Genomic DNA, 21,261 nt, shown 5'->3' on the forward strand with positions numbered 1-21,261 from the left:
CCCCTACCGCGCCTGATCAGTTGTCGTAGCCCAGGTTCGGTGCCAGCCAGCGTTCGCTCACGGCCAGGTCCTGGCCTTTGCGCTCGGTGTAGCTCTGCACCTGATCCTTGTCGACCTTGCCCACGGCGAAGTACTGCGCCTGCGGGTGGGCGAAGTACCAGCCGCTGACCGCTGCCGCGGGGAACATGGCGAAGTGCTCGGTGAGGAACACGCCGCTGCGGCCGGCGCGGCCTTCGCTGGCCTCGGGGTCGAGCAGGGCGAACAGGGTGCTTTTCTCGGTGTGGTCCGGGCAGGCCGGGTAGCCCGGGGCAGGGCGGATACCGCTGTACTGCTCCTTGATCAGCGCCTCGTTGTCCAGCTGCTCATCCTGGGCATAGCCCCAGTAGTCCTTGCGCACCTGCTGGTGCAGCCACTCGGCGCAGGCCTCGGCCAGGCGGTCGGCCAGGGCCTTGACCATGATCGAGTTGTAGTCGTCGCCGGCGTCCTGGTAGGCCTTGGCCACTTCCTCGGCGCCGATCCCTGCGGTGGTGATGAAGCCGCCCACGTAGTCGGTGATGCCACTGTCCTTGGGCGCGACGAAGTCGGCCAGGGAGAAGTTCGGCTTGCCGTCGGTCTTGATGATCTGCTGGCGCAGGTGGTGCAGGCGGGCCAGTGGCTGGCCGTCATCGCCGTAGACTTCCAGGTCGTCGTCCTGCACCTGGTTGGCTGGCCAGAAGCCGAACACCGCGCGAGCACTGATCAGCTTCTCGTTGATCAGCTTGTCGAGCATCTCCCGGGCGTCCTTGTACAGCGCGGTGGCGGCCTCGCCGACCACCTCGTCTTCAAGGATGCGCGGGAACTTGCCGGCCAGGTCCCAGGAGATGAAGAACGGCGTCCAGTCGATGTATTCGGCCAGTACCTTGAGGTCGATGTTGTCCAGCACCCGGGCGCCGGTGAAGGTCGGCTTGACCGGCTGGTAGCCGGCCCAGTCGAACTGCGGCTTCTTGGCGATGGCCGCGGCGTAGCTCAGGCGCTCGGTGCGGGCGCTGCGGTTGGCGGTGCGCTCACGCACTTCCACGTATTCCTCGCGGGTCTTCTGGACGAAGCCGGCCTTGAGTTCCTTGGACAGCAACTGGGTGGCCACGCCCACGGCGCGCGAGGCGTCGGTGACGTAGATCACCGCGTCGTTGCTGTACTTGGGCTCGATCTTCACCGCGGTGTGGGCCTTGGAGGTGGTGGCGCCACCGATCATCAGCGGCAGGTGGAAATCCTGGCGCTGCATCTCGCGGGCGACGTGGACCATCTCGTCCAGGGACGGGGTGATCAGCCCGGACAGGCCGATGATGTCGCACTTCTGTTCCTTGGCCACCTGGAGGATCTTCTCCGCCGGCACCATCACCCCGAGGTCGACGATGTCGTAGCCGTTACAGCCCAGGACCACGCCGACGATGTTCTTGCCGATGTCGTGCACGTCGCCCTTGACCGTGGCCATGAGGATCTTGCCCTTGGCTTCCGGCTTGTCGCCCTTTTCCAGCTCGATGAACGGAATCAGGTGGGCCACCGCCTGTTTCATCACCCGGGCGGATTTCACCACCTGGGGCAGGAACATCTTGCCGGCGCCGAACAGGTCGCCGACCACGTTCATGCCGGACATCAGCGGGCCTTCGATGACTTCGATCGGGCGGCTGAAGCTCAGGCGCGACTCTTCGGTGTCTTCGACGATGTGGGTGGTGATGCCCTTGACCAGGGCGTGTTCCAGACGCTTGTTGACGTCCCAGCTGCGCCATTCCTCGGTTTCCGCTTCCTTGACGCTGCCGTCGCCCTTGAACTGGTCGGCGATCGCCAGCAGGGCGTCGGTGCCATTGGCGGTGCGGTTGAGCACCACGTCTTCCACGGCGTCACGCAGTTGCTGCGGGATCTGGTCGTAGATCTCCAGCTGGCCGGCGTTGACGATGCCCATGGTCAGGCCGTTGCGGATCGCATACAGCAGGAACACCGAGTGGATCGCCTCGCGCACCGGGTTGTTGCCACGGAACGAGAACGACACGTTGGACACGCCGCCGGAGCTCAAGGCGTAGGGCAGCTCGTCGCGGATGTAGGCGCAGGCGTTGATGAAATCCACCGCGTAGTTGTTGTGTTCCTCGATGCCGGTGGCCACGGCGAAGATGTTCGGGTCGAAGATGATGTCTTCCGGCGGGAAGCCCACTTCATTGACCAGGATGTCGTAGGAGCGCTTGCAGATTTCCTTCTTGCGCGCCTCGGTGTCGGCCTGGCCGACCTCGTCGAAGGCCATCACCACCACGGCGGCGCCGTAGCGTTTGCACAGCTTGGCGTGGTGAATGAACTGCTCGACCCCTTCCTTCATGCTGATGGAGTTGACGATGCCCTTGCCCTGGATGCACTTGAGGCCGGCTTCGATCACTTCCCACTTCGAGGAGTCGATCATGATCGGTACGCGGGAGATGTCCGGCTCGCCGGCGATCAGATTGAGGAAGGTGATCATGGCCTTCTTCGAATCCAGCATCCCTTCGTCCATGTTGATGTCGATCACCTGGGCGCCGGCTTCCACCTGCTGCAGGGCGACTTCCAGGGCTTCGGTGTAGTTGTCCTCGCGGATCAGCCGGGCGAACTTGGCCGAGCCGGTGATGTTGGTGCGTTCACCGACGTTCACGAACAGCGAGTTGCGATCGATGGTGAAGGGCTCCAGGCCCGACAGGCGGCAGGCCTTGGGGATGTCCGGGATCTGCCGCGGGGCATAGCCGGCCACGGCCTTGGCGATGGCGGCAATGTGCCCCGGGGTGGTGCCGCAGCAGCCACCGACGATATTGAGGAAACCGCTCTGGGCGAACTCTTCGATGACCTTGGCGGTTTGTTCCGGCAGTTCGTCGTATTCGCCGAATTCGTTGGGCAGGCCGGCGTTGGGGTGCGCCGAGACGTGGGTGCTGGCCTTGTTCGACAGCTCTTCCAGGTACGGGCGCAATTCGCTGGCGCCCAGGGCGCAGTTCAGGCCCACCGAAATCGGCTTGGCGTGGGCCACGGAGTTCCAGAAGGCTTCGGTGGTCTGGCCCGACAGGGTGCGGCCGGACGCATCGGTGATGGTCCCGGAGATCATGATCGGCAGTTCGAGGCCCAGTTCCTCGAACACGCCCTGCACGGCGAAGATCGCTGCCTTGGCGTTGAGGGTGTCGAAGATGGTCTCGATCAGGATCAGGTCGGCGCCGCCTTCGATCAGGCCCTTGGTGGACTCGGTGTAGTTCTCCACCAGTTCATCGAAGGTGACGTTGCGGTAGCCAGGGTTGTTGACGTCCGGCGACAGCGAGCAGGTGCGGCTGGTCGGGCCCAGCACGCCTGCGACGAAACGTGGCTTGTCCGGGTTCTCCAGGGTCTTGGCGTCGGCCACCTTGCGGGCCAGTCGGGCGCCTTCTACGTTTAATTCGTAGGCGAGTTCTTCCATGCCGTAGTCGGCCATGGAAATGCGCGTGGCGTTGAAGGTGTTGGTTTCCAGGATGTCGGCGCCGGAATCCAGGTAGGCTTTTTCAATGCCACCGATCACGTCCGGACGGGTGATCACCAGCAGGTCGTTGTTGCCCTTGACGTCGCTGGGCCAGTCGGCGAAGCGCTTGCCACGGTAGTCCTGCTCTTCGAGCTTGTAGCTCTGGATCATGGTGCCCATGCCGCCATCGAGAATCAGAATGCGCTCTTTGAGGGCTTGCTGGAGAGCGTGGAGGCGAGCACTGCGATCAGACATGAGAACTACCTGGTAGGGCCATAACGAAGGGCGGCGATCATAGCAAACCTGCATGGTTTTGCGGCATGTGCGGGTTTTGCATGAATATCGCTCATGTTGGTCGTGGGGCGAGACCGATAGAATTGCGGCGTTTTTTATTTCGGGACCAGGGACATGCCGTTTCGTTTTATCGTCAGCAGCGCGCTGCTGCTTCTCAGTTCAGTGTGCATGGCCCAAGGTCCGGCGCCGGCGATTTCCTATACCCGCGACATTCAGCCGATCTTCACCGAGAAGTGCGTGGCCTGTCATGCCTGCTACGACTCCGCCTGTCAGCTCAACCTCGGCAGTGGCGAAGGCGCGGGCCGCGGCGCGTCGAAGATCCCGGTGTACGACGGCGAGCGCAGCAAGGCCCAGGCGCCCACGCGGCTGTTCTATGACGCCAGCGGCAAGGCGGCCTGGCAGCGCCAGGGCTTCTATTCGGTGCTCGATGCCCAGGGCAGCCAGGCGGCGCTGATGGCGCGCATGCTCGAACTCGGCCACCGCACCCCCTTGCAACCCAATGCCAAGCTGCCCAGCGAGATCGTGCTGGGCCTGAGCCGCGAGAACATGTGCCCGCAGCCGGTGGAGTTCGACGCCTATGCCGGTGCTCATCCCAAGGAAGGCATGCCCCTGGCCGTCACCGGCCTCACCGACCAGCAGTACCAGACCCTGCAACGCTGGCTGGCCTCCGGCGCGCCGATCGACGAACAGGGCCTGGCCCCCAGTGCCCGGGAAAGCCTGCAAGTGGCCCAGTGGGAGAACCTGCTCAACGCCCCCGGCGCGCGGGAAAGCCTGGTGGCGCGCTGGCTCTACGAGCACTGGTTCCTGGCCCATATCTATTTCGAAGGCGGCGAGCCGGGGCACTTCTTCCAGTGGGTGCGCTCGCGTACCCCCAGCGGCCAGCCGATCGACCTGATCAACACCCGACGCCCCAACGACGATCCGGGCACCCAGGTGTATTACCGCCTGTGGCCGGTGCAGGGGGTGATCGTGCACAAGACCCACATCACCTACCCGCTGAGCGCGGCGAAGATGGCCCGGGTCAAGACCCTGTTCTACAGCGGCGACTGGCAGGTCAACGCCTTGCCGGGCTACGGGCCGGCGCGCCGGGCCAACCCGTTCGAGACCTTCGAGGCGATTCCGGCCAAGGCCCGCTACCAGTTCATGCTGGATAACGCCGAATACTTCGTGCGTACCTTTATCCGCGGCCCGGTGTGTCGCGGGCAGATCGCCACGGACGTGATTCGCGATAACTTCTGGGCGCTGTTCCAGGCCCCGGAACACGACCTGTACATCACCGATCCGGCCTATCGCGGCCAGGCCACGCCGCTGCTGGCCATGCCCGGGCAGAACGACGACGTGGGCAGCGTGCTCAGCCTGTGGCTGGCCTACCGCGACAAGCGCAACGAGTACGAAGCCCTGCGCCGCGATTCTTATGCCGAGGCCCCGGCGCCCAGCTGGTCGAGCCTGTGGGCGGGCAACGACAATGCCTTGCTGAGCATCTTCCGCCACTTCGACAGCGCCTCGGTGACCAAGGGCTTGATCGGCGAGGTGCCGCAGACGATGTGGCTGTTCGACTACCCATTGCTTGAGCGCACCTATTATCAGTTGGCGGTGAATTTCGACGTGTTTGGCAACGTTTCCCACCAGGCGCAGACCCGGCTGTACTTCGACCTGATCCGCAACGGCGCCGAGCAGAATTTCCTGCGCCTGATGCCCGCTGGCACCCGTGAGGACTTCCTCGACGATTGGTACCAGAACAGTGGCAAGTTCAAGATGTGGCTGGATTACGAGTCCATCGACGATGGCAAGCGCAGCGCGCTGAAGCTTGACCTCAAGGACCCGAAGAAGGACTTCGCCAACCAGTTGCAGGCCCGCTACGGCGACCTCAACGCCAAGCCCGACCCGATCAACCGTTGTGACAGCGCCTACTGTTCGCGGCCGAACATCGACCCGGCGCTGCAGGATGCCGAGCAGGCCCTGAGCCGCCTGGCGTCGCGCCCGGCGGCGGGGCTCAAGGTCATCGAGCAGTTGCCGGAAGCGACGTTGCTGCGCATCCAGGCACCGAGCGGCAAGCGCGAGTTCTACAGCATGCTGCGCAACCGCGCCCACAGTAACGTGGCGTTCATGCTGGGCGAGTCACTGCGCTACCAGCCGGGGCTGGACACCCTGACCATTTTCCCGGGCATTCTCAGCAGCTACCCGAACTTCATGTTCAACGTCCCGGCCGAGCAGGTGCCGGCGTTTGTCCAGGCCATGCAAGAGGCCCGGGATGCCGCCAGCTTCGAGAAGGTCGTCGAGCGCTGGGGCATTCGTCGCAGCCACCCGCAGTTCTGGCAGTACTTCCACGACCAGACCCGCTACCTGCAGGAAACCGACCCGGTGGAGGCTGGGGTTCTGGACATGAACCGTTACGAAAACCTCTGACATAGAGCGTTCAGCGCCCCCCGGACTGCGCATTGGCGCGGCCCGGAGGCGCGCTATACCAAAGTCTATCCCGACAAAAATACTAGGACTTTGTCAGCGGCTTCGATTGGCGTAAACTGCGCCCACGTCTGCGAGGAACCACCATGAGCGCCATAACCATTACCGACGCCGCCCACGATTATCTGGCTGATCTGCTGTCCAAGCAGAACACCCCGGGGATTGGCATCCGCATCTTCATCACCCAGCCAGGGACTCAGTACGCCGAGACCTGCATCGCCTATTGCAAGCCAGGCGAAGAGAAACCCGAAGACAAGGCCCTGGGCCTGAAAAGCTTCACCGCCTACATCGACGCCTTCAGCGAAGGTTTCCTCGATGACGCGGTGGTCGATTACGCCACCGACCGCATGGGCGGCCAGCTGACCATCAAGGCACCCAACGCCAAGGTGCCGATGGTCAACGCCGACAGCCCGATCAACGAGCGCATCAACTACTACCTGCAAACCGAAATCAACCCGGGGCTGGCCAGCCACGGCGGCCAGGTCAGCCTGATCGACGTGGTCGAGGACGGCATCGCCGTGCTGCAGTTCGGCGGTGGTTGCCAGGGCTGCGGCCAGGCCGACGTGACCTTGAAGGAAGGCATCGAGCGCACCCTGCTCGAGCGCATCCCGGAGCTCAAGGGCGTACGTGATGTCACCGACCACACGCAGAAAGAAAACGCCTACTACTAAGGCGTTCGCTGCGAACAAAAAAACGGCGCCCCGTGAGCGCCGTTTTTTTATGCCCGCTCCCCCCCCAAAAAAAAAAGAACATCCAATGCCGGCGAACAGGCCCTTGAACCCGGTGTTGCCGGTGAGAGCGCCTGTTCGCTGGCGACAGGGTGGGGCGATGTTTCAGGGGCGGTAGAGGTGCGCGTGCCCAGCGCGGTACAGCGATGACTCGCTGAACGCATCCGTGGCCAGCACCCGGCCAACCAGAATCAGCGCCGTACGCCGGAAACCCTTGGCCGCAACCTTCTCGGCAATGTCCGCCAGGGTGCCCAGCGCCCAGTCCTGGTCCGGCCAGGTAGCCCGGTGCACCACGGCAATCGGGCAGTCGGCGCCGTAATGAGGCAGCAGTTCGGCGACGATCTTCTCCAGGTGATTGACCCCCAGGTGAATCGCCATGGTGGCGCCGTGGGCCGCCAGGCTGGCGAAGTCTTCACCGGCCGGCATCGAGGTCTTGTCCGCATAGCGGGTCAGGATCACGCTCTGGGACACATCCGGCAGGGTCAATTCGGCCCCCAGCAGTGCGGCGCAGGCGGCGGTGGCGGTGACTCCGGGGACGATCTCGAAGGGAATGCCCAGTTCCCGCAGGCAGCGAATCTGTTCGCCAATGGCGCCGTACAGGCTCGGGTCGCCGGAATGCACCCGGGCCACATCCTGGCCCTGGTCGTGCGCGTGCTTGATGGCCTCGATGATCTGTTCCAAGTGCAGTTCGGCGCTGTTGATCACCCGTTCCGCGCGATGCCCATCAAGCACCGCCTGGGGCACCAGCGAGCCGGCATAGATGATCACCGGGCAACGATGAATCAGGCGCTGGCCCTTGACGGTGATCAGTTCCGGGTCGCCGGGGCCGGCACCGATGAAATAGACAGTCATGGCTGTGTCCTGTGCAAAAAAGGGCGGGAGCTGAGCGGTAGATGAAGAGCGCTCATGTTCGAAGAGGGGAATTGTCGGCGATTCTACCGGGCAACGGCCAATGCCAGGGTGGCCTGGGCGCATTTTTGCCTGGGAACCCGCAGTTCGGCCGAGCCACCGGACAGCCTTTCGGCCAGGGCCAGGGCGGCACTTTCGGCGACGCCATAGCAGCCGCTGTGCTCGAAGGCGATGGGCGAACGATGGCTCAGGCGCGGGGCATAGGGGGCGAGCTGACTGCTGCTGAAGCAGGTCAGCGGCAGTTGCAGCTGTTCGGCCAGTTGCAGCAGGCCGGGCTCGTTGCGCTTGAGGTCGATGCTGGCCAGGGCCTGGATCTGCCGCGTTTGCAGGCGGTGCGCGGCCAGGACCTGGTCGAGCAGGGCGCGCAGTGTGGTCACCGGGCAGCCTTTCTGGCAGCCCAGGCCGACCACCAGGGTCGGCGCTGCGCTCACCTCGATCATGCCGGGTACTGGCCCGCGCCCTTGCGTCGGAACAGCCAGGCGCTGATCAGCCCGAGGGCCAGCCAGAACGCCGCGTTGGTCAGCTGCGAGGCGATCTTGAACTGCGCTTCCAGTTCTTCCGGGGCCAGCATCGAATGCACGTCCGGCTGTGGCGCGCCGATCACATGGGGCACGACGAGGATGGCCGCGCCGAGGATCTTCAACAGCCAGTGCTGGGCGAACACGATCAGGGCAATACCCACGGCGGTGGACGCGGCGGTGCCGACCCACCAGATCTGCCGTTGCGCCAGGTCGGCCGCAGCGGTGCCCGGCAACTCCGGCGGCAGGCCCAGGGTTGGCGCCAGGCAGAAGGTCGCATAGCCGGCCAGGCCCCAGAGCAGGCCCTGGGACGTGCGGTTGGGCGCGCGCAGGGTATAGAGCCCGGCCAGCATCAGGGCAAAGCCCACGGCCACCACCAGGTTGCCGCCGGTGGTCGACAGCACGCGCTGCCAGCCGTCTTCCGGTTCCCAGGCCTCGGCGTCGTGGCTGTGGCCGGCCATGGCGCCGTCGGCGTGCTCGTGGACTTCGGTCGCCGGGGCTTTTTCATAGGTTTCCGCCTGCAGAATCAGCGGGGCGACCCAGAAGCTTTGCAGCAGGGTCAGCAGCAGGGCGGCCAGCAACCCGGTGAACCCCGCGGTTTGCGCGATACGCTTGATCATGTCGGCAGGTCTCAGTGGCAAGGGAAGGCGGCGCTGTGGCGGGTATCGTGGGCCGCGTTGTGCACCGCTTCGATGTGCGAGAAACCGGCGAAGTACACCAGGCAGGCGCCGAGGATCGAGGCGCCGATGGCGGCCACCAGGCGCTGGCTCAGGGTGGAGGTGCTGCTGGCGGAGTGGCTGGTGCTGCTGATGATCGACATGGCGCTTCCCTTTTTTGAGTATCGGCGGGTAGCGGCGCAGGAAAACCCCGCGTGACCGGCACGCAGGGTTTGCAACAGCGCCCGCCCACCGCGGGTTTGTTATGTAGGTGTTGCGGGCCGGTCTCCGGGCTCGCGAGGGGCAGGGGCCGAGTCATGTCGTACCGTGCCGGCAAGTGTCGCCTTCCCATGCCATGGGCACAGTGGATCTGACACTTCGCTCGCTTACCGTTGCGGGGGCAGCACCGGACTGGCCACGGCTTTTTAGTTAAGCACGTGATTCACCGGTTTCCCGTTTCACCCTGTGAAGGGCACCCGTAACAAGGCGCGTAGGAAATCATGGGCGGGGCAGGGGCGTCAATTGTCGTGAACGGGGCGCTCGCCGGGCGCCGCCGGCGCATTGCCGATTGACCGTCCTCCGCGCTCTGCGTAGCCTTGCGCGTTCGAGGTTCTTCGGCCGGCGGTCGAAGCTAAGAAGGGAACGCGGTCGATGCCGCGGCTGCCCCCGCAACTGTGAAGGGTTTCGTTTCTGCAAGGCCACTGCCTGCGCGTCCAGAACGCCGGCGGGAAGGCGCAGCAACCGCCGGTCCGACGACTGGCAAGCCCTCAGCCAGGAGACCTGCCTCGATCCCAGATTCTCACTACAACCGGGCGGGGTGATCCGGTGGCGAAATCTCCGCGCGCCCTTGCGCCGCGGCTCTCGTCCCGTATGCCCGCCACCTTTGCCAAGGGGCATCCGATGAAAACACTGGCCAAACTTCCCGTCACCATCGTCACCGGCTTCCTTGGTTCGGGTAAGACCACCTTGCTGCGGCACATGCTGGACAACGCCCAGGGCCGGCGCATCGCGGTGATCGTCAACGAGTTCGGCGAGCTGGGCATCGACGGCGAAATCCTCAAGCAATGCGCCATCGGCTGCACCGAGGAAGAGGCCAGTGGCCGGGTCTACGAACTGGCCAACGGCTGCCTGTGCTGCACCGTGCAGGAAGAGTTCTTCCCGGTGATGCGTGAACTGGTGGCGCGCCGTGGCGACCTGGACCACATCCTTATCGAAACCTCCGGCCTGGCCCTGCCCAAGCCCCTGGTCCAGGCCTTCCAGTGGCCGGAAATCCGCAGCGCCTGCACCGTCGATGCGGTGATCACCGTGGTCGACAGCCCGGCCGTGGCCGCCGGCACTTTCGCCGCCTTCCCCGAGCAAGTGGACGCCCAGCGCAAGCTCGACCCCAACCTGGACCACGAATCGCCGCTGCACGAGCTGTTCGCCGACCAGCTGTCCAGCGCCGACCTGGTGATCCTCAACAAGACCGACCTGATCAACCCCGCCGACCTGGCCAAGGTGCGCCTGGAAGTGGCCGAGGAACTGCCGCCGGCGGTGAAAGTCATCGAAGCCAGCAGCGGTCGCCTGCCGCTGGACGTGCTGCTGGGCCTGGGCGCCGGTTCCGAGGAACACATCGACGCTCGCCACAGCCACCACGACCATCACCACGACGGTGATGACGATCACGACGACCACGATCACGACGCCTTCGATTCCATCTCCATCGAACTGCCCCAGGCCGACGAAAGCCTGCTGCTGGACGCCCTGACCCAGCTGGTGGTCAAGCACGGCATCCTGCGGGTCAAGGGCTTTGCCGCGATCCCCAACAAGCCGATGCGCCTGCTGATCCAGGGTGTGGGCACCCGCTTCGACAAGCACTTCGACCGCAAGTGGGGCGCCGATGAAGCCCGCACCACGCGCCTGGTGCTGATCGGCCAGGAACTGGATGCCGCCCAGCTCGAAGCGCAACTGCGCGCCGCGCTCAGCGTGTAAGCCATGCACCTGCTCAGGACCCAGCCCGGCGGTTTCGTCTCGGATGACAACATTGCCGACCTTGGACAAACCCCCGCCGAGCTGGTGATCCTGTGCAGCGGTGATTCCAGCCTGGCGCTGCTGGCGGACGCCGCCGAGCAGTTGCCCGAGGATTACCCCAGTTTTCGCCTGGCCAACCCGATGCAGGTGCAGAACCACGCCTCGGTCGACCTGTATGTCGACCAGGTGCTGCGCCACGCCAAGGTGATCCTGATTTCCCTGCACGGCGGCATTGCCTACTGGCGCTACGGCGTTGAACAGTTGGTGGCGCTGTCCCAACGTGGGGTGCAGCTGATTCTGGTGCCGGGGGACGACCGCCCGGACCCGGAGCTCAGCGACCTGAGCACGCTGCCTGCCGTCGAACGCGACCGCCTGTGGCAGTTCCTGCGCCAGGGCGGGCGGGACAACGCGCTGAATTTCTACCGTTGCCTGGCCAGCGGCCTGCTGGGGCGCGACTACCCCTGGAGCGAACCGCAGACCCTGCCACGCACGGCGATCTACCACCCGCACAAGAGCCAGGCCGTCCTCAGCGACTGGCAAGTCGATTGGCAGCCTGGTCAAGCAGTGGCGGCGCTGCTGTTCTATCGCTCCCACTTGCAGGCGGCCAACACCGGCTTTATCGACCTGTTCTGCCAGCGTTTGCTGGCGGCGGGCCTCAACCCCTTGCCAATAGCGGTGGCCAGCCTCAAGGAGCCCGGTTGCCTGAGCCAGGTGGAGGACTGGCTGGATGAAACCGCGGCCGGGGTGATCCTCAACACCACCGGCTTTGCCCAGTCCAGCCCGGAAGCCCCGCACCTGCGGCCGTTCCGGCGCAATATCCCGGTGATCCAGGCCATTTGCGCCCAGGACAACGAGCCGGGCTGGCGCGACAGCGAGCAGGGCCTGGGCCCGCGGGACCTGGCCATGCACATCGCCTTGCCGGAACTGGACGGGCGCATCATCAGCCGACCCATCAGCTTCAAGGACCTGGCCTGGCGCAGCGAACGCAGCCAGTCGGACGTGGTGTGCTACCGCGGCCAGCCCGAACGCATGGATTTTGTCGCCGAGCTGGCGCGGCGCTGGGTCGAGCTGGGGCGCCTGGACAACGGCCACAAGCGCATTGCCCTGGTGCTGGCCAACTACCCGACCCGGGATGGGCGCATCGGCAACGGCGTCGGCCTGGACACTCCGGCGGCGGCGCTGAACATCCTCATGGCCCTGCACGCCGAAGGCTATCCGCTACCGGCCGAGCTGCCCGCCAGCGGCACCGAGTTGATCCAGCAGTTGCTGGGCGGGGTCAGCAACGACCTGGACAGCCTCGACCAGCGTCCGTGCCAGCAAAGCCTGGCCCTGGACGACTACGCGGCGATGTTCCAGGCCCTGCCGCCCGCCAACCGTCAGGCCGTCCTGGCGCGCTGGGGCAGCCCGCAGCAGGACCCGATGTTCCGCAACGGGCGGATGATGATCGCCGGCCTGCGCTTTGGCCTGACCTTCGTCGGCATCCAGCCGGCCCGGGGCTACCAGGTGGACCCCAGCGCGGTGTACCACGACCCGGACCTGGTGCCGCCCCACGGCTACCTGGCGTTCTACTTCTGGCTGCGCCAGGCCTACGGCGCCCACGCGCTGATCCACGTCGGCAAGCACGGCAACCTGGAGTGGCTGCCGGGCAAGGGCGTCGGCCTGTCGGAGAACTGCTGGCCGGACGCGTTGCTGGGGCCGCTGCCAAACATCTACCCGTTCATCGTCAACGACCCGGGGGAGGGCGCCCAGGCCAAGCGCCGCACCCAGGCGGTGATCATCGACCACCTGATGCCGCCGCTGACCCGCGCCGAAACCTACGGCCCGCTGCGCAACCTGGAACTGCTGGCGGACGAATACTACGAAGCCCAACTGCTGGACCCACGGCGTGCGCGGGAGCTGCAGCGGGACATCCTGCAACTGGTGCGCGAAACCCATATCGACCGCGAGCTGCAACTGGAGGGCGCGCTCGACAGCGACACCGACGCCGCCCTCTGGCTGCCACGGCTGGACACCTACCTGTGCGACCTCAAGGAATCGCAGATCCGCGACGGCCTGCACGTGTTCGGCGAGTCCCCCGACGGCCGCCTGCGCATCGACACCTTGCTGGCCTTGCTGCGCATTCCCCGGGGCGATGGCAAGGGCGCCCACGCCAGCCTGTTGCGGGCCCTGGCCAAGGCCTTCGGCCTGGGCTTCGATCCGCTGGACTGTGCCCTGGCCGAACCCTGGACCGGGCGCCGGCCGCAGCCGTTGCGGCAGATCAGCGATGGGCTCTGGCGCACCGCCGGCGATACGCGCGAGCGCCTGGAACTGTATGCCGCCGAGTTGATCGAGGCGGCGCTCCAGGGCCCGCTGGCGCAGCTGGATGAACCCGGCTGGGAGCCGGTGCAGAGCATTATCGAGGGCCTGCGTGAAGTGGTCGCGCCGCGCCTGGACGCCTGCGGCCCGGCGGAAATGCGCGGCCTGCTGGAGGCCCTGAACGGGCGTTTCGTTCCGGCCGGCCCCAGCGGCGCGCCCAGCCGTGGGCGCCTCGATGTGCTGCCCACCGGGCGCAATTTCTACTCGGTGGACGTGCGCAACCTGCCCACCACCACTGCCTGGCGCATCGGTTTCCAGTCGGCCAGCCTGATCCTCGAACGCCACCTGCAAGACCACGGTGATCACCTGCTGCACCTGGGCCTGTCGGTGTGGGGCACCGCGACCATGCGCACCGGCGGCGACGACATCGCCCAGGCCATGGCCCTGATGGGCGTGCGCCCGGTGTGGGCCACCGGCAGCCAGCGGGTCGACGATTTCGAGATCCTGCCCCTGAGCCTGCTGGACCGGCCGCGGGTCGACGTGACCCTGCGGGTGTCCGGGTTCTTCCGCGACGCCTTCGCCAACCTGATCCGCCTGTTCGACGCGGCGGTGCAGGCGGTGGCGGCCCTCGACGAACCCGATGACCTGAACCCGCTGGCGGCCAGGGTTCGCGCCGAGCGCGCAGCCTTGATCGCCTCCGGCCTGGACCAGGACACCGCGGCGCGTCAGGCCGGCTGGCGGATCTTCGGCGCCAAGCCCGGGGCCTATGGCGCCGGGGTCCAGGGCGCTATCGACGGTCGCCTGTGGCAGAGCCGCGAAGACCTGGCCGAGGTCTACCTGAACTGGGGCGGCTACGCCTATGGCGGCCAGGATGAAGGCACCGCCGCCCGCGAGCAGTTCGCCTCCCGCCTGAGCCGGGTGCAGGCGGTTGTGCAGAACCAGGACAACCGCGAGCACGACCTGCTGGATTCCAACGACTACTACCAGTTCCAGGGCGGCATGCTGGCGGCGGTGGAAAGCCTCGGCGGGGCCAAGGCCGCCAGCTATCACGGCGACCACAGCCAGCCGGACCTGCCGAAGATCCGCACGCTCAAGGAGGAACTGAACCGGGTGATCCGTTCCCGGGCGGCCAATCCGAAGTGGATCGAAGGGGTCAAGCGGCACGGCTACAAGGGCGCCTTCGAAATGGCCGCGACCCTGGACAACCTGTTCGCCTTCGACGCCACCACCGAGCTGATCGACGATCACCAGTACGCCTTGCTGGCCGATGCCTACCTGCTGGACGACTCGACCCGCGAGTTCGTCCGCCAGCATAATCCCCACGCCCTGCGCGACATGACCGAGCGCCTGCTGGAAGCCCAGCAGCGCGGCCTGTGGCAAGAGCCCGGCGAGTACCGCGAGGCCCTGGAGCACCTGTTGCTGGATATAGAAGAAGACTCCTGACCCGGCGCAGATCGCGAGCAAGCGTTCCCCCAGACACCACCGACCCGACCCAAGCGAGCCCCCGACATGAGCGACACCCCCCATTTCCCGCTGTCCGCCGTGGTCGGCGCCGAAGCGCTGAAACTGGCCCTGTGCCTGACCGCCATTGACCCGAAGATCGGCGGCGTGCTGATCGAGGGCCCGCGTGGCATGGCCAAGTCGACCCTGGCCCGGGGCCTGGCGGATCTTCTGGCCAGCGGGCAGTTCGTCACCTTGCCCCTGGGCGCCAGCGAAGAGCGCCTGGTGGGCACCCTGGACCTGGACGCCGCCCTGGGTGAAGGCCGGGCGCAGTTTTCCCCCGGCGTGCTGGCCAAGGCCGACGGCGGGGTGCTCTACGTCGATGAAGTCAACCTGCTGCCCGATCACCTGGTGGACCTGCTGCTGGACGTGGCCGCCAGCGGCACCAACCTGATCGAGCGCGACGGCATTTCTCACCGCCATTCGGCGAAGTTCGTGCTGATTGGCACCATGAACCCGGAAGAGGGCGAACTGCGCCCGCAACTGCTGGACCGCTTCGGCCTCAACGTCGCCTTGAGCGGCCAGCCGGCACCCGAAGAACGCGGGCAGATCATCCGCCGCCGGCTGGATTTCGACAGCGATCCTGAGGGGTTCTGTGCCCAGTGGGCCCCGGCCCAGGCGGTTTTGCGCGAGCGTTGCCAGCAGGCGCGGGCGGCCCTGGCCAGCATCCCGCTGGACGACCAGGCCCTGGCGCTGATCACCGAGCGCTGCTTTGCCGCTGCGGTGGACGGCCTGCGCGCCGACCTGGTCTGGCTGCGCGCGGCCCGGGCCCACGCCGCCTGGCGCGGTGCTCCGGCGATTGCCGAGGAAGATGTCGACGCCGTGGCCGAGTTCGCCTTGCGCCATCGGCGCCGGGAGACTGCGCCCAGCGCGCCGCCATCGGGGCCAAGCCCCCAGACGCCGGCATCCGCCAACGCCAACCCCAGCGAAGGCCAGGGCCAATGGGGCGAAATGCCGGCCCAGGCCTTGCCCACCGGCGCCCGTCGAGAAGTGCCCAGCTGGCCAAAAAAGCCCTAGGCATCCGCCCCCGTACTGACCAGGGGGCGGATGCCAAGCCCCGGGCGGGGCACCTGGATCAAGGTCGGCACGGCGCCAGTCGCGCGGCCGGCAGCGGCGCGATCAACTGGCCCGGCACCTTGCTCAAGGGCCGGCCACGGTTGCGCGAAGACCTGCTGTTTCGCCTGCGCCGCCGCGCGCCCCACGAACTGTGGCTGGTGATCGTCGACGCCTCGGCCTCGACCCGTCGCCACCGTGCCCTGAGCGACGCCAAGGGCCTGCTGGCGCAACTGTTCGACGACGCCTACCGCCAGCGCGCGCGCCTGGCCTTGCTCACCGCCAGCGGCCGCGCGCCGAACTGGCAGGTGCAGGGCCTGAAGGCCTCCAAGGACTTGCGGTACTGGCTCGACGGCCTCGGCGCCGGCGGCGGCACGCCCTTGCCACAGGCCCTGAGCGAAGCGGCCCGGTGGCTGGAACAGCGCCAGCGCCGCCTGCCGGCGGAGCAGCAGCGTGTGCTGCTGATCACCGATGGCCGGCTGAAAAGCCTGCCGCCGCTGCAGCCCCTGAACTGCCCGACCTTGCTGCTCGACATCGAACGCGGCCCGATCCGCCTGGGCCGGGCCCGCGAACTGGCCGCCGGCCTCGACGCCGCCTACCAACATATCGACCTGTAGCCGCTGCCGCAGGCTGCGAACGGCCCGCAGGGCCGCAAAAACCCTGAGAGCGCTAGAGGTTCGTCGGTCGATCGCCAGGCAAGGTCCTGCGGACCTTTACGCAGCCTCGCCGAGGCTTGGCAGCGGCTACACCAATCCGAGGTTGTAGCCGCTGCCGCAGGCTGCGAACGGCCCGCAGGGTCGCAAAAACCCTGAGAGCGCTAGAGGTTCGTCGGTCGATCGCCAGGCAAGGTCCTGCGGACCTTTACGCAGCCTCGCCGAGGCTTGGCAGCGGCTACACAAATCCGAGGTTGTAGCCGCTGCCGCAGGCTGCGAACGGCCCGCAGGGCCGCAAAAACCTGAGAGCGCTAGAGGTTTGTCGGTCGATCGCCAGGCAAGGTCCTGCGGACCTTTACGCAGCCTCGCCGAGGCTTGGCAGCGGCTACACCAATGCGAGGTTGTAGCCGCTGCCGCAGGCTGCGAACGGCCCGCAGGGTCGCAAAAACCCTGAGAGCGCTAGAGGTTTGTCAGTCGATCGCCAGGCAAGGTCCTGCGGACCTTTACGCAGCCTCGCCGAGGCTTGGCAGCGGCTACACTGCCTGCGCCAACACAGGAGTGATTTCATGCGGGTAGTGGTGCGTAACGACAAGGACGATTTCCGGGTCAAGGCTTATGCCGGAACCAACGGGGTGCTGCTGGCCGTGGACCTGGACGCTTCACGGCGCCAGGGCCTGCTGGGGTTTGCCATCGAGAAGCAAACCGGCAGCAAGCCCTGGCTGTTCCTGTTCAACAGCCTGACCTTTCCCGGCAAGGCCCACAGCTTCCCGCAATACAACGCCACCCCCAGCGATCAGGCGCCGCTGCAGAAGTTTCGCTGGGCCGACTACGCGGTCAACCCCGGTGCCACCCTCAACTACCGGGTGCACCTGGTGTATGGCAGCCCCGAGGCGCCGCAACTGGGTGAAGCCCTGGAACTGAGCATCAGCGCCGACAACGGCCAGCCACCGGGACAGCGGGTGATCTTCAATCGCGCGGTGGCCGCCAGTCAGGCCTTCTCGCGCAAGTTTCCCGAGCTCGATGCGCTGCTCAGCGCCAACAAGAACCTGGCTATCGAGGCGTGGCCGGATGCGCCCAGGCAATGGCTGGAAAACGGCCTGCTGGAGGAGCTGCTGGGCTTTATTCAGCGCGCCACGGACGCCAGCTGGAGCCTGGACATCGCCATCTACGAGTACCAGTTGCAGGCGATCATCGATGCGGTGAACGCGGCCTTCGACCGTGGCGTGCAGGTGCGGGTGCTGTACCACGCCGCCCCCGGCGATACCGACACCACGATGAACCAGGCCAGCCTGCAGCACCTGCCGCAGGACTGTCAGCGCGGGCGGGTGACCCACGCCATCTTCCACGACAAGTTCATCGTCCTCAGCCGCCTCGACGCCACCGGCCAGCGCCAGCCGCAGTCGGTGCTCTGCGGCAGCACCAACTTCACCGCCAACGGCGTCTACCGCCAGGCCAACGTGCTGCACAGCCTCGACCGCGCCGACCTTGCCGCGCGCTACCTGGAGGTGTTCGAACAGGTCTGGGCGACCCCGGCGGACGTCGGCGCCACCCGTCAATGGCTGACCCAGCACAACCCCATGCAAGCCGATGCGCCGCTGTTCGCCGGGTTTTCCCCGCGCAGCGGCCAGGGCGACCTGAGCGAATTCGTCGAGATCATCAACGGCGCCCGCCGCGACCTGCTGTTCGTCACCGCCTTCGCCTTGCCCGACAGCATTCTCGATGCCTTGCTCGGCCAGCCCCATGACGATGTGCTGCGCTACGGCCTGCAGAACACCGCCAGCCGCATCACCGGTTTCCACGCCGACCGCACCGCCGAGTTCGCCGCCACCGCGCTGCTCAACAACGGCCTGGAGGGCTGGCTCAAGGAGGGGCTCAAGGGCCAGAAGGGCAACCTGCTGGTGCACACCAAGGCCATCGTCACCGACTTCACCAGCGAGGCGCCGGTGATCATCAGCGGCAGCCACAACCTCAGCGTCGGCGCCAGCCAGAGCAACGACGAGAACTTCCTGATCATCCGTGGCGACACCGACCTGGCGGACCGCTACGGCCTGGAACTGCTGCGCTTCTACGAGCACTACCGGTTCCGCTACTTCGCCAAGCAGCTGGCCCTCAAGCAGGTGCAGCCGCTGGCGGTGGACGACAGCTGGAGCAACGACTACTACCTGGAAGGCGATTTGCGCCAGTTGTCGCGGCTGCGCTTTTCCGGGCGTTGAACGAGCCGCCGGACGGCCTGCCACCGGTCCGCTTTTACGGGGCCGGAACAGGCAGATTGATATCACCTGATCTAGCGTTGCCAGCGGAGGAAATGCTTCCTCCTCAACGCGGTTTTATCAGGGAGATAGGCCATGGTTCATGTACGGCGTGACGTGTGGAAAATGACCAGCGATTGGGATGCCACCTTGCTCTGGTACGCCAAGGCGGTTGGCGTCCTGCAACAGCGACCGATCACCGACCGCACCAGTTGGCGGTTTCTCGCGGCGATCCACGGTTTTGACGAGGACATGTGGATCGACGCCGGTTATCTGCAAGAGGGTGAGAAGCTGCCGGGCGATGACGACCGTGGGCTGTACTGGAAACAGTGCCAGCACTCCAATTGGATGTTCCTGCCCTGGCATCGCGGCTACGTGGCCTCCTTCGAGCAGATTGTCCGCGATGCCGTCGTCTCGCTCGGTGGCCCCAAGGATTGGGCCCTGCCGTACTGGAACTACAACGGGGCGCAGAAAACCCTGCAACTGCCGCCGTGCTTCGCCGCCCGGACCCTGCCCGAGGGCGGTGGCAGGAACCCGTTGTACGTCGAGCGTCGCTACGGCCCCGATGGCAATGGCGAGGTGGTGCTGATAGCCGACTTGATCGGCCTGGGCTGCCTGGATGACCCGGTATTCGAAGGCGGCTACATGGGCAACCCACCGGGGTTCGGGGGCACCCCCAGCAGCCAGGGCGGGCACAAGAGCGGCATCCGTGGCGGCCTGGAGGCGCGCCCGCACAACATTGTGCATACCGAAGTGGGCGGCGAGGATCAGGTCACGCCGGTGCCTGCGGGCCAAGACCCGACGCAGGGCTTGATGAGCTACCCCCAGACTGCGGCCCTGGACCCGATCTTCTGGTTGCACCACGCCAATATCGACCGCCTGTGGCAGGTCTGGCTGGACCGCAACGAGGACCACCAGAACCCTGATGTGGCCGACTGGTACAACGGCCCGACCGGCCTGAACCGGCCCTTTGTCGTGCCCACCGTCAGCGGTCAGCCGTGGAAGTTCAAGGTGGCGCAGATGCTCGACACCCAGGCGCCCGGGCTCGACTATCGCTATGACACCAGCGCCGCGGCCAAGCCTGGCGTCCACCCCTTGCACCAGCGCCTGGCGCGCCTGGGGCTGGCGGCCGAGCAAGTGCAGCAGTTCTCTACCCAGGGGCTACTGATGAGCAACCAGCAGAACAGTGAATTGATCGGTGCCAACCAGGCGCCGCTGGGCCTGGTCGGCCGTTCGACGCAGACCCGCGTGCTGCTGGACAAGGCCACCACCCAGAAGGTGTTCGGCAGCCTCAAGTCGAACCTGCTGGCCGCCAGCCTGACCCCGCCGGACCGGGTATTCCTCAACCTGGAGAACATCCGCGGCAAGCGCGACTCGATCGTGTTGCAGGTCTATATCAACCTGCCGCCGGGTGCCGATCCGGACCAGCATCCGGAATTGCGCGCCGGGGTGCTGTCGCTGTTCGGCTTGTGCCAGGCCTGCCAGGTGGACGGTGATCACGGCGGTCAGGGCATCACCGAGGTGTTTGAAATCACCGACATCATCGACGCGCTGCATTTGAACGGCATCACCTCGGCGGATCAGCTGGACGTGCGTTTCATCTCCAAGACCCCGATCCGTCCGGAGGACCAGGTGACGGTCGCCCGGGTCAGCCTCACGCGGCTGGGTGGCTGATGAGCTTCGGGGCTTACCTGCAGCGCCTGGAGCGCAGCGCGGTGCCCTGGCTGCTGCTGGCCAGCCTGTGTGGCTGGGGATGGCTGTTGGGGTCGACGGCGCTGCTGTCGATCCCGGCGTTCTGCGGCAGCTTGCCATTGGCCGGCTATGCCCTGGGCTGGCAGGGGATCGAGCAGGCGCTGCTGTTCAACCCGCCGGGGCCCCTGGTACTGGCCTGGCTGCTGATGCTGCTGGCCATGACCCCGTTGTTGCTGGTGCAGCCACTGCGTTACGTCTGGCACCGCAGCTTGCGGCGCAAGCGCTGGCAGGCCGCGAGCCTGTTCGTGCTGGGCTTTGTCGCGGCCTGGAGCCTGATGGGGGTGTTGTTGCTGAGCCTGGTGGTCGTGGCGCGGCTCTGGTTGGGCTTGTCGGCGCTGCAGAGCGTCGGCGCGGCGCTGGCCTTGTGCCTGGTGTGGCAGGCGTCGCCGTTCAAGCAGCACTGCCTGAACCAGTGTCACCGGCAACCGCGCATTGCCCCGTTCGGCTGGCGCTTTGGCCGTGACTGCCTGGGGTTTGGCCTGGTGGTGGGAGGTTGGTGCGTGGGGGCCTGCTGGCCGTTGATGCTGTTGCCGATGCTGGCGCAGCAGGGGCATGTGTTGCTGATGCTGTTGGGCATGCTGTGGATGCTCTATGAACGGCTGCTGCCTTCACGGCCGGCCCGTTGGTACTGGCCGTTGGCGTTGCGTTGGCGCACCTGAGGCAGCGGGGCGAGCCTGGGGCAAAGCGGCGCTTGCCCCAGCCTGCCCTG

The 21,261-nt window shown here is 66.3% G+C and carries 14 protein-coding genes and 2 riboswitches; of the genes, 9 read left to right on the forward strand and 5 right to left on the reverse strand.

Annotated elements, in window-relative coordinates; all coding sequences use genetic code 11:
• Positions 1-16 precede the first annotated feature (16 nt).
• A complete protein-coding gene (metH, locus tag LXM55_RS25345) occupies positions 17-3,727 on the reverse strand; it encodes a methionine synthase (RefSeq protein ID WP_233322894.1) in 3,711 nt (1,236 codons plus the stop codon).
• A gap of 153 nt (positions 3,728-3,880) precedes the next feature.
• Here metH and LXM55_RS25350 point away from each other — a divergent pair, with 153 nt between their 5' ends.
• Positions 3,881-6,172 carry a fatty acid cis/trans isomerase gene (locus LXM55_RS25350; protein ID WP_233322895.1) on the forward strand — a complete coding sequence of 764 codons (2,292 nt, stop codon included), beginning with the start codon at positions 3,881-3,883 and terminating at the stop codon, positions 6,170-6,172.
• 143 nt (positions 6,173-6,315) lie between these two features.
• On the forward strand, positions 6,316-6,900 hold the full coding sequence (gene nfuA / locus LXM55_RS25355; RefSeq protein WP_233322896.1) for a Fe-S biogenesis protein NfuA: 585 nt from the start codon (positions 6,316-6,318) through the stop codon (positions 6,898-6,900).
• 162 nt (positions 6,901-7,062) lie between these two features.
• Here the strand turns inward: nfuA and cobM are convergent, their stop codons facing one another.
• From cobM to LXM55_RS25375, 4 genes are all read right to left on the reverse strand, one after another.
• Complete coding sequence (gene cobM, locus LXM55_RS25360) at positions 7,063-7,809, reverse strand: precorrin-4 C(11)-methyltransferase (protein WP_233322897.1); 747 nt, start codon at positions 7,807-7,809, stop codon at positions 7,063-7,065.
• A gap of 83 nt (positions 7,810-7,892) precedes the next feature.
• Positions 7,893-8,306 carry a cobalamin biosynthesis protein gene (locus tag LXM55_RS25365; RefSeq protein WP_233322898.1) on the reverse strand — a complete coding sequence of 138 codons (414 nt, stop codon included), beginning with the start codon at positions 8,304-8,306 and terminating at the stop codon, positions 7,893-7,895.
• Positions 8,303-9,004, reverse strand: a complete 702-nt coding sequence (locus LXM55_RS25370) for a CbtA family protein (RefSeq protein WP_233322899.1) — start codon at positions 9,002-9,004, stop codon at positions 8,303-8,305. The genes LXM55_RS25365 and LXM55_RS25370 overlap by 4 nt, the downstream gene beginning before the upstream one ends.
• Positions 9,005-9,015: 11 nt before the next feature.
• Positions 9,016-9,204 carry a CbtB domain-containing protein gene (locus LXM55_RS25375; RefSeq protein WP_179600959.1) on the reverse strand — a complete coding sequence of 63 codons (189 nt, stop codon included), beginning with the start codon at positions 9,202-9,204 and terminating at the stop codon, positions 9,016-9,018.
• 98 nt (positions 9,205-9,302) lie between these two features.
• Positions 9,303-9,535, reverse strand: a riboswitch (cobalamin riboswitch).
• Positions 9,536-9,630: 95 nt separating this feature from the next.
• Positions 9,631-9,842, forward strand: a riboswitch (cobalamin riboswitch).
• Positions 9,843-9,940: 98 nt separating this feature from the next.
• On the opposite strand from LXM55_RS25375, the gene cobW reads away from it, so the two are divergent.
• From cobW to LXM55_RS25410, 7 genes are all read left to right on the forward strand, one after another.
• The gene (gene cobW, locus LXM55_RS25380; protein ID WP_325169916.1) at positions 9,941-11,011 is read left to right on the forward strand and encodes a cobalamin biosynthesis protein CobW; all 1,071 of its coding nucleotides are present in this window, start codon (positions 9,941-9,943) and stop codon (positions 11,009-11,011) included.
• Between the two features lie 3 nt (positions 11,012-11,014).
• The gene (gene cobN, locus LXM55_RS25385; RefSeq protein WP_233322901.1) at positions 11,015-14,788 is read left to right on the forward strand and encodes a cobaltochelatase subunit CobN; all 3,774 of its coding nucleotides are present in this window, start codon (positions 11,015-11,017) and stop codon (positions 14,786-14,788) included.
• Between the two features lie 66 nt (positions 14,789-14,854).
• Entirely contained in the window at positions 14,855-15,862 is a 1,008-nt protein-coding gene (locus tag LXM55_RS25390; RefSeq protein WP_233322902.1) for an ATP-binding protein, read from the forward strand.
• Positions 15,787-16,515: a vWA domain-containing protein gene (locus LXM55_RS25395; RefSeq protein ID WP_233322903.1), complete on the forward strand. Its 729-nt coding sequence runs from the start codon at positions 15,787-15,789 to the stop codon at positions 16,513-16,515. The genes LXM55_RS25390 and LXM55_RS25395 overlap by 76 nt, the downstream gene beginning before the upstream one ends.
• 602 nt (positions 16,516-17,117) lie before the next feature.
• Positions 17,118-18,764 (forward strand): phospholipase D-like domain-containing protein, encoded by a 1,647-nt coding sequence (locus LXM55_RS25400; protein ID WP_233322904.1) that lies wholly within the window; start codon positions 17,118-17,120, stop codon positions 18,762-18,764.
• A gap of 132 nt (positions 18,765-18,896) precedes the next feature.
• Positions 18,897-20,474: a tyrosinase family protein gene (locus LXM55_RS25405; protein WP_233322905.1), complete on the forward strand. Its 1,578-nt coding sequence runs from the start codon at positions 18,897-18,899 to the stop codon at positions 20,472-20,474.
• Positions 20,474-21,211: a copper chaperone gene (locus tag LXM55_RS25410; RefSeq protein ID WP_233322906.1), complete on the forward strand. Its 738-nt coding sequence runs from the start codon at positions 20,474-20,476 to the stop codon at positions 21,209-21,211. The genes LXM55_RS25405 and LXM55_RS25410 overlap by 1 nt, the downstream gene beginning before the upstream one ends.
• The last annotated feature ends 50 nt before the right edge of the window (positions 21,212-21,261 follow it).

It is taken from the genome of Pseudomonas sp. Au-Pse12 (genome assembly GCF_021341665.1).
In the GTDB taxonomy this organism is placed as follows: Bacteria; Pseudomonadota; Gammaproteobacteria; order Pseudomonadales; family Pseudomonadaceae; genus Aquipseudomonas.

Bases quoted from the DNA above. Each gene is read 5' to 3' on its own strand.
- metH (WP_233322894.1), bottom strand. From the start codon at position 3,727: ATGTCTGATCGCAGTGCTCGCCTCCACGCTCTCCAGCAAGCCCTCAAA.
- LXM55_RS25350 (WP_233322895.1), top strand. From the start codon at position 3,881: ATGCCGTTTCGTTTTATCGTCAGCAGCGCGCTGCTGCTTCTCAGTTCA.
- nfuA (WP_233322896.1), top strand. From the start codon at position 6,316: ATGAGCGCCATAACCATTACCGACGCCGCCCACGATTATCTGGCTGAT.
- cobM (WP_233322897.1), bottom strand. From the start codon at position 7,809: ATGACTGTCTATTTCATCGGTGCCGGCCCCGGCGACCCGGAACTGATC.
- LXM55_RS25365 (WP_233322898.1), bottom strand. From the start codon at position 8,306: ATGATCGAGGTGAGCGCAGCGCCGACCCTGGTGGTCGGCCTGGGCTGC.
- LXM55_RS25370 (WP_233322899.1), bottom strand. From the start codon at position 9,004: ATGATCAAGCGTATCGCGCAAACCGCGGGGTTCACCGGGTTGCTGGCC.
- LXM55_RS25375 (WP_179600959.1), bottom strand. From the start codon at position 9,204: ATGTCGATCATCAGCAGCACCAGCCACTCCGCCAGCAGCACCTCCACC.
- cobW (WP_325169916.1), top strand. From the start codon at position 9,941: ATGAAAACACTGGCCAAACTTCCCGTCACCATCGTCACCGGCTTCCTT.
- cobN (WP_233322901.1), top strand. From the start codon at position 11,015: ATGCACCTGCTCAGGACCCAGCCCGGCGGTTTCGTCTCGGATGACAAC.
- LXM55_RS25390 (WP_233322902.1), top strand. From the start codon at position 14,855: ATGAGCGACACCCCCCATTTCCCGCTGTCCGCCGTGGTCGGCGCCGAA.
- LXM55_RS25395 (WP_233322903.1), top strand. From the start codon at position 15,787: ATGGGGCGAAATGCCGGCCCAGGCCTTGCCCACCGGCGCCCGTCGAGA.
- LXM55_RS25400 (WP_233322904.1), top strand. From the start codon at position 17,118: ATGCGGGTAGTGGTGCGTAACGACAAGGACGATTTCCGGGTCAAGGCT.
- LXM55_RS25405 (WP_233322905.1), top strand. From the start codon at position 18,897: ATGGTTCATGTACGGCGTGACGTGTGGAAAATGACCAGCGATTGGGAT.
- LXM55_RS25410 (WP_233322906.1), top strand. From the start codon at position 20,474: ATGAGCTTCGGGGCTTACCTGCAGCGCCTGGAGCGCAGCGCGGTGCCC.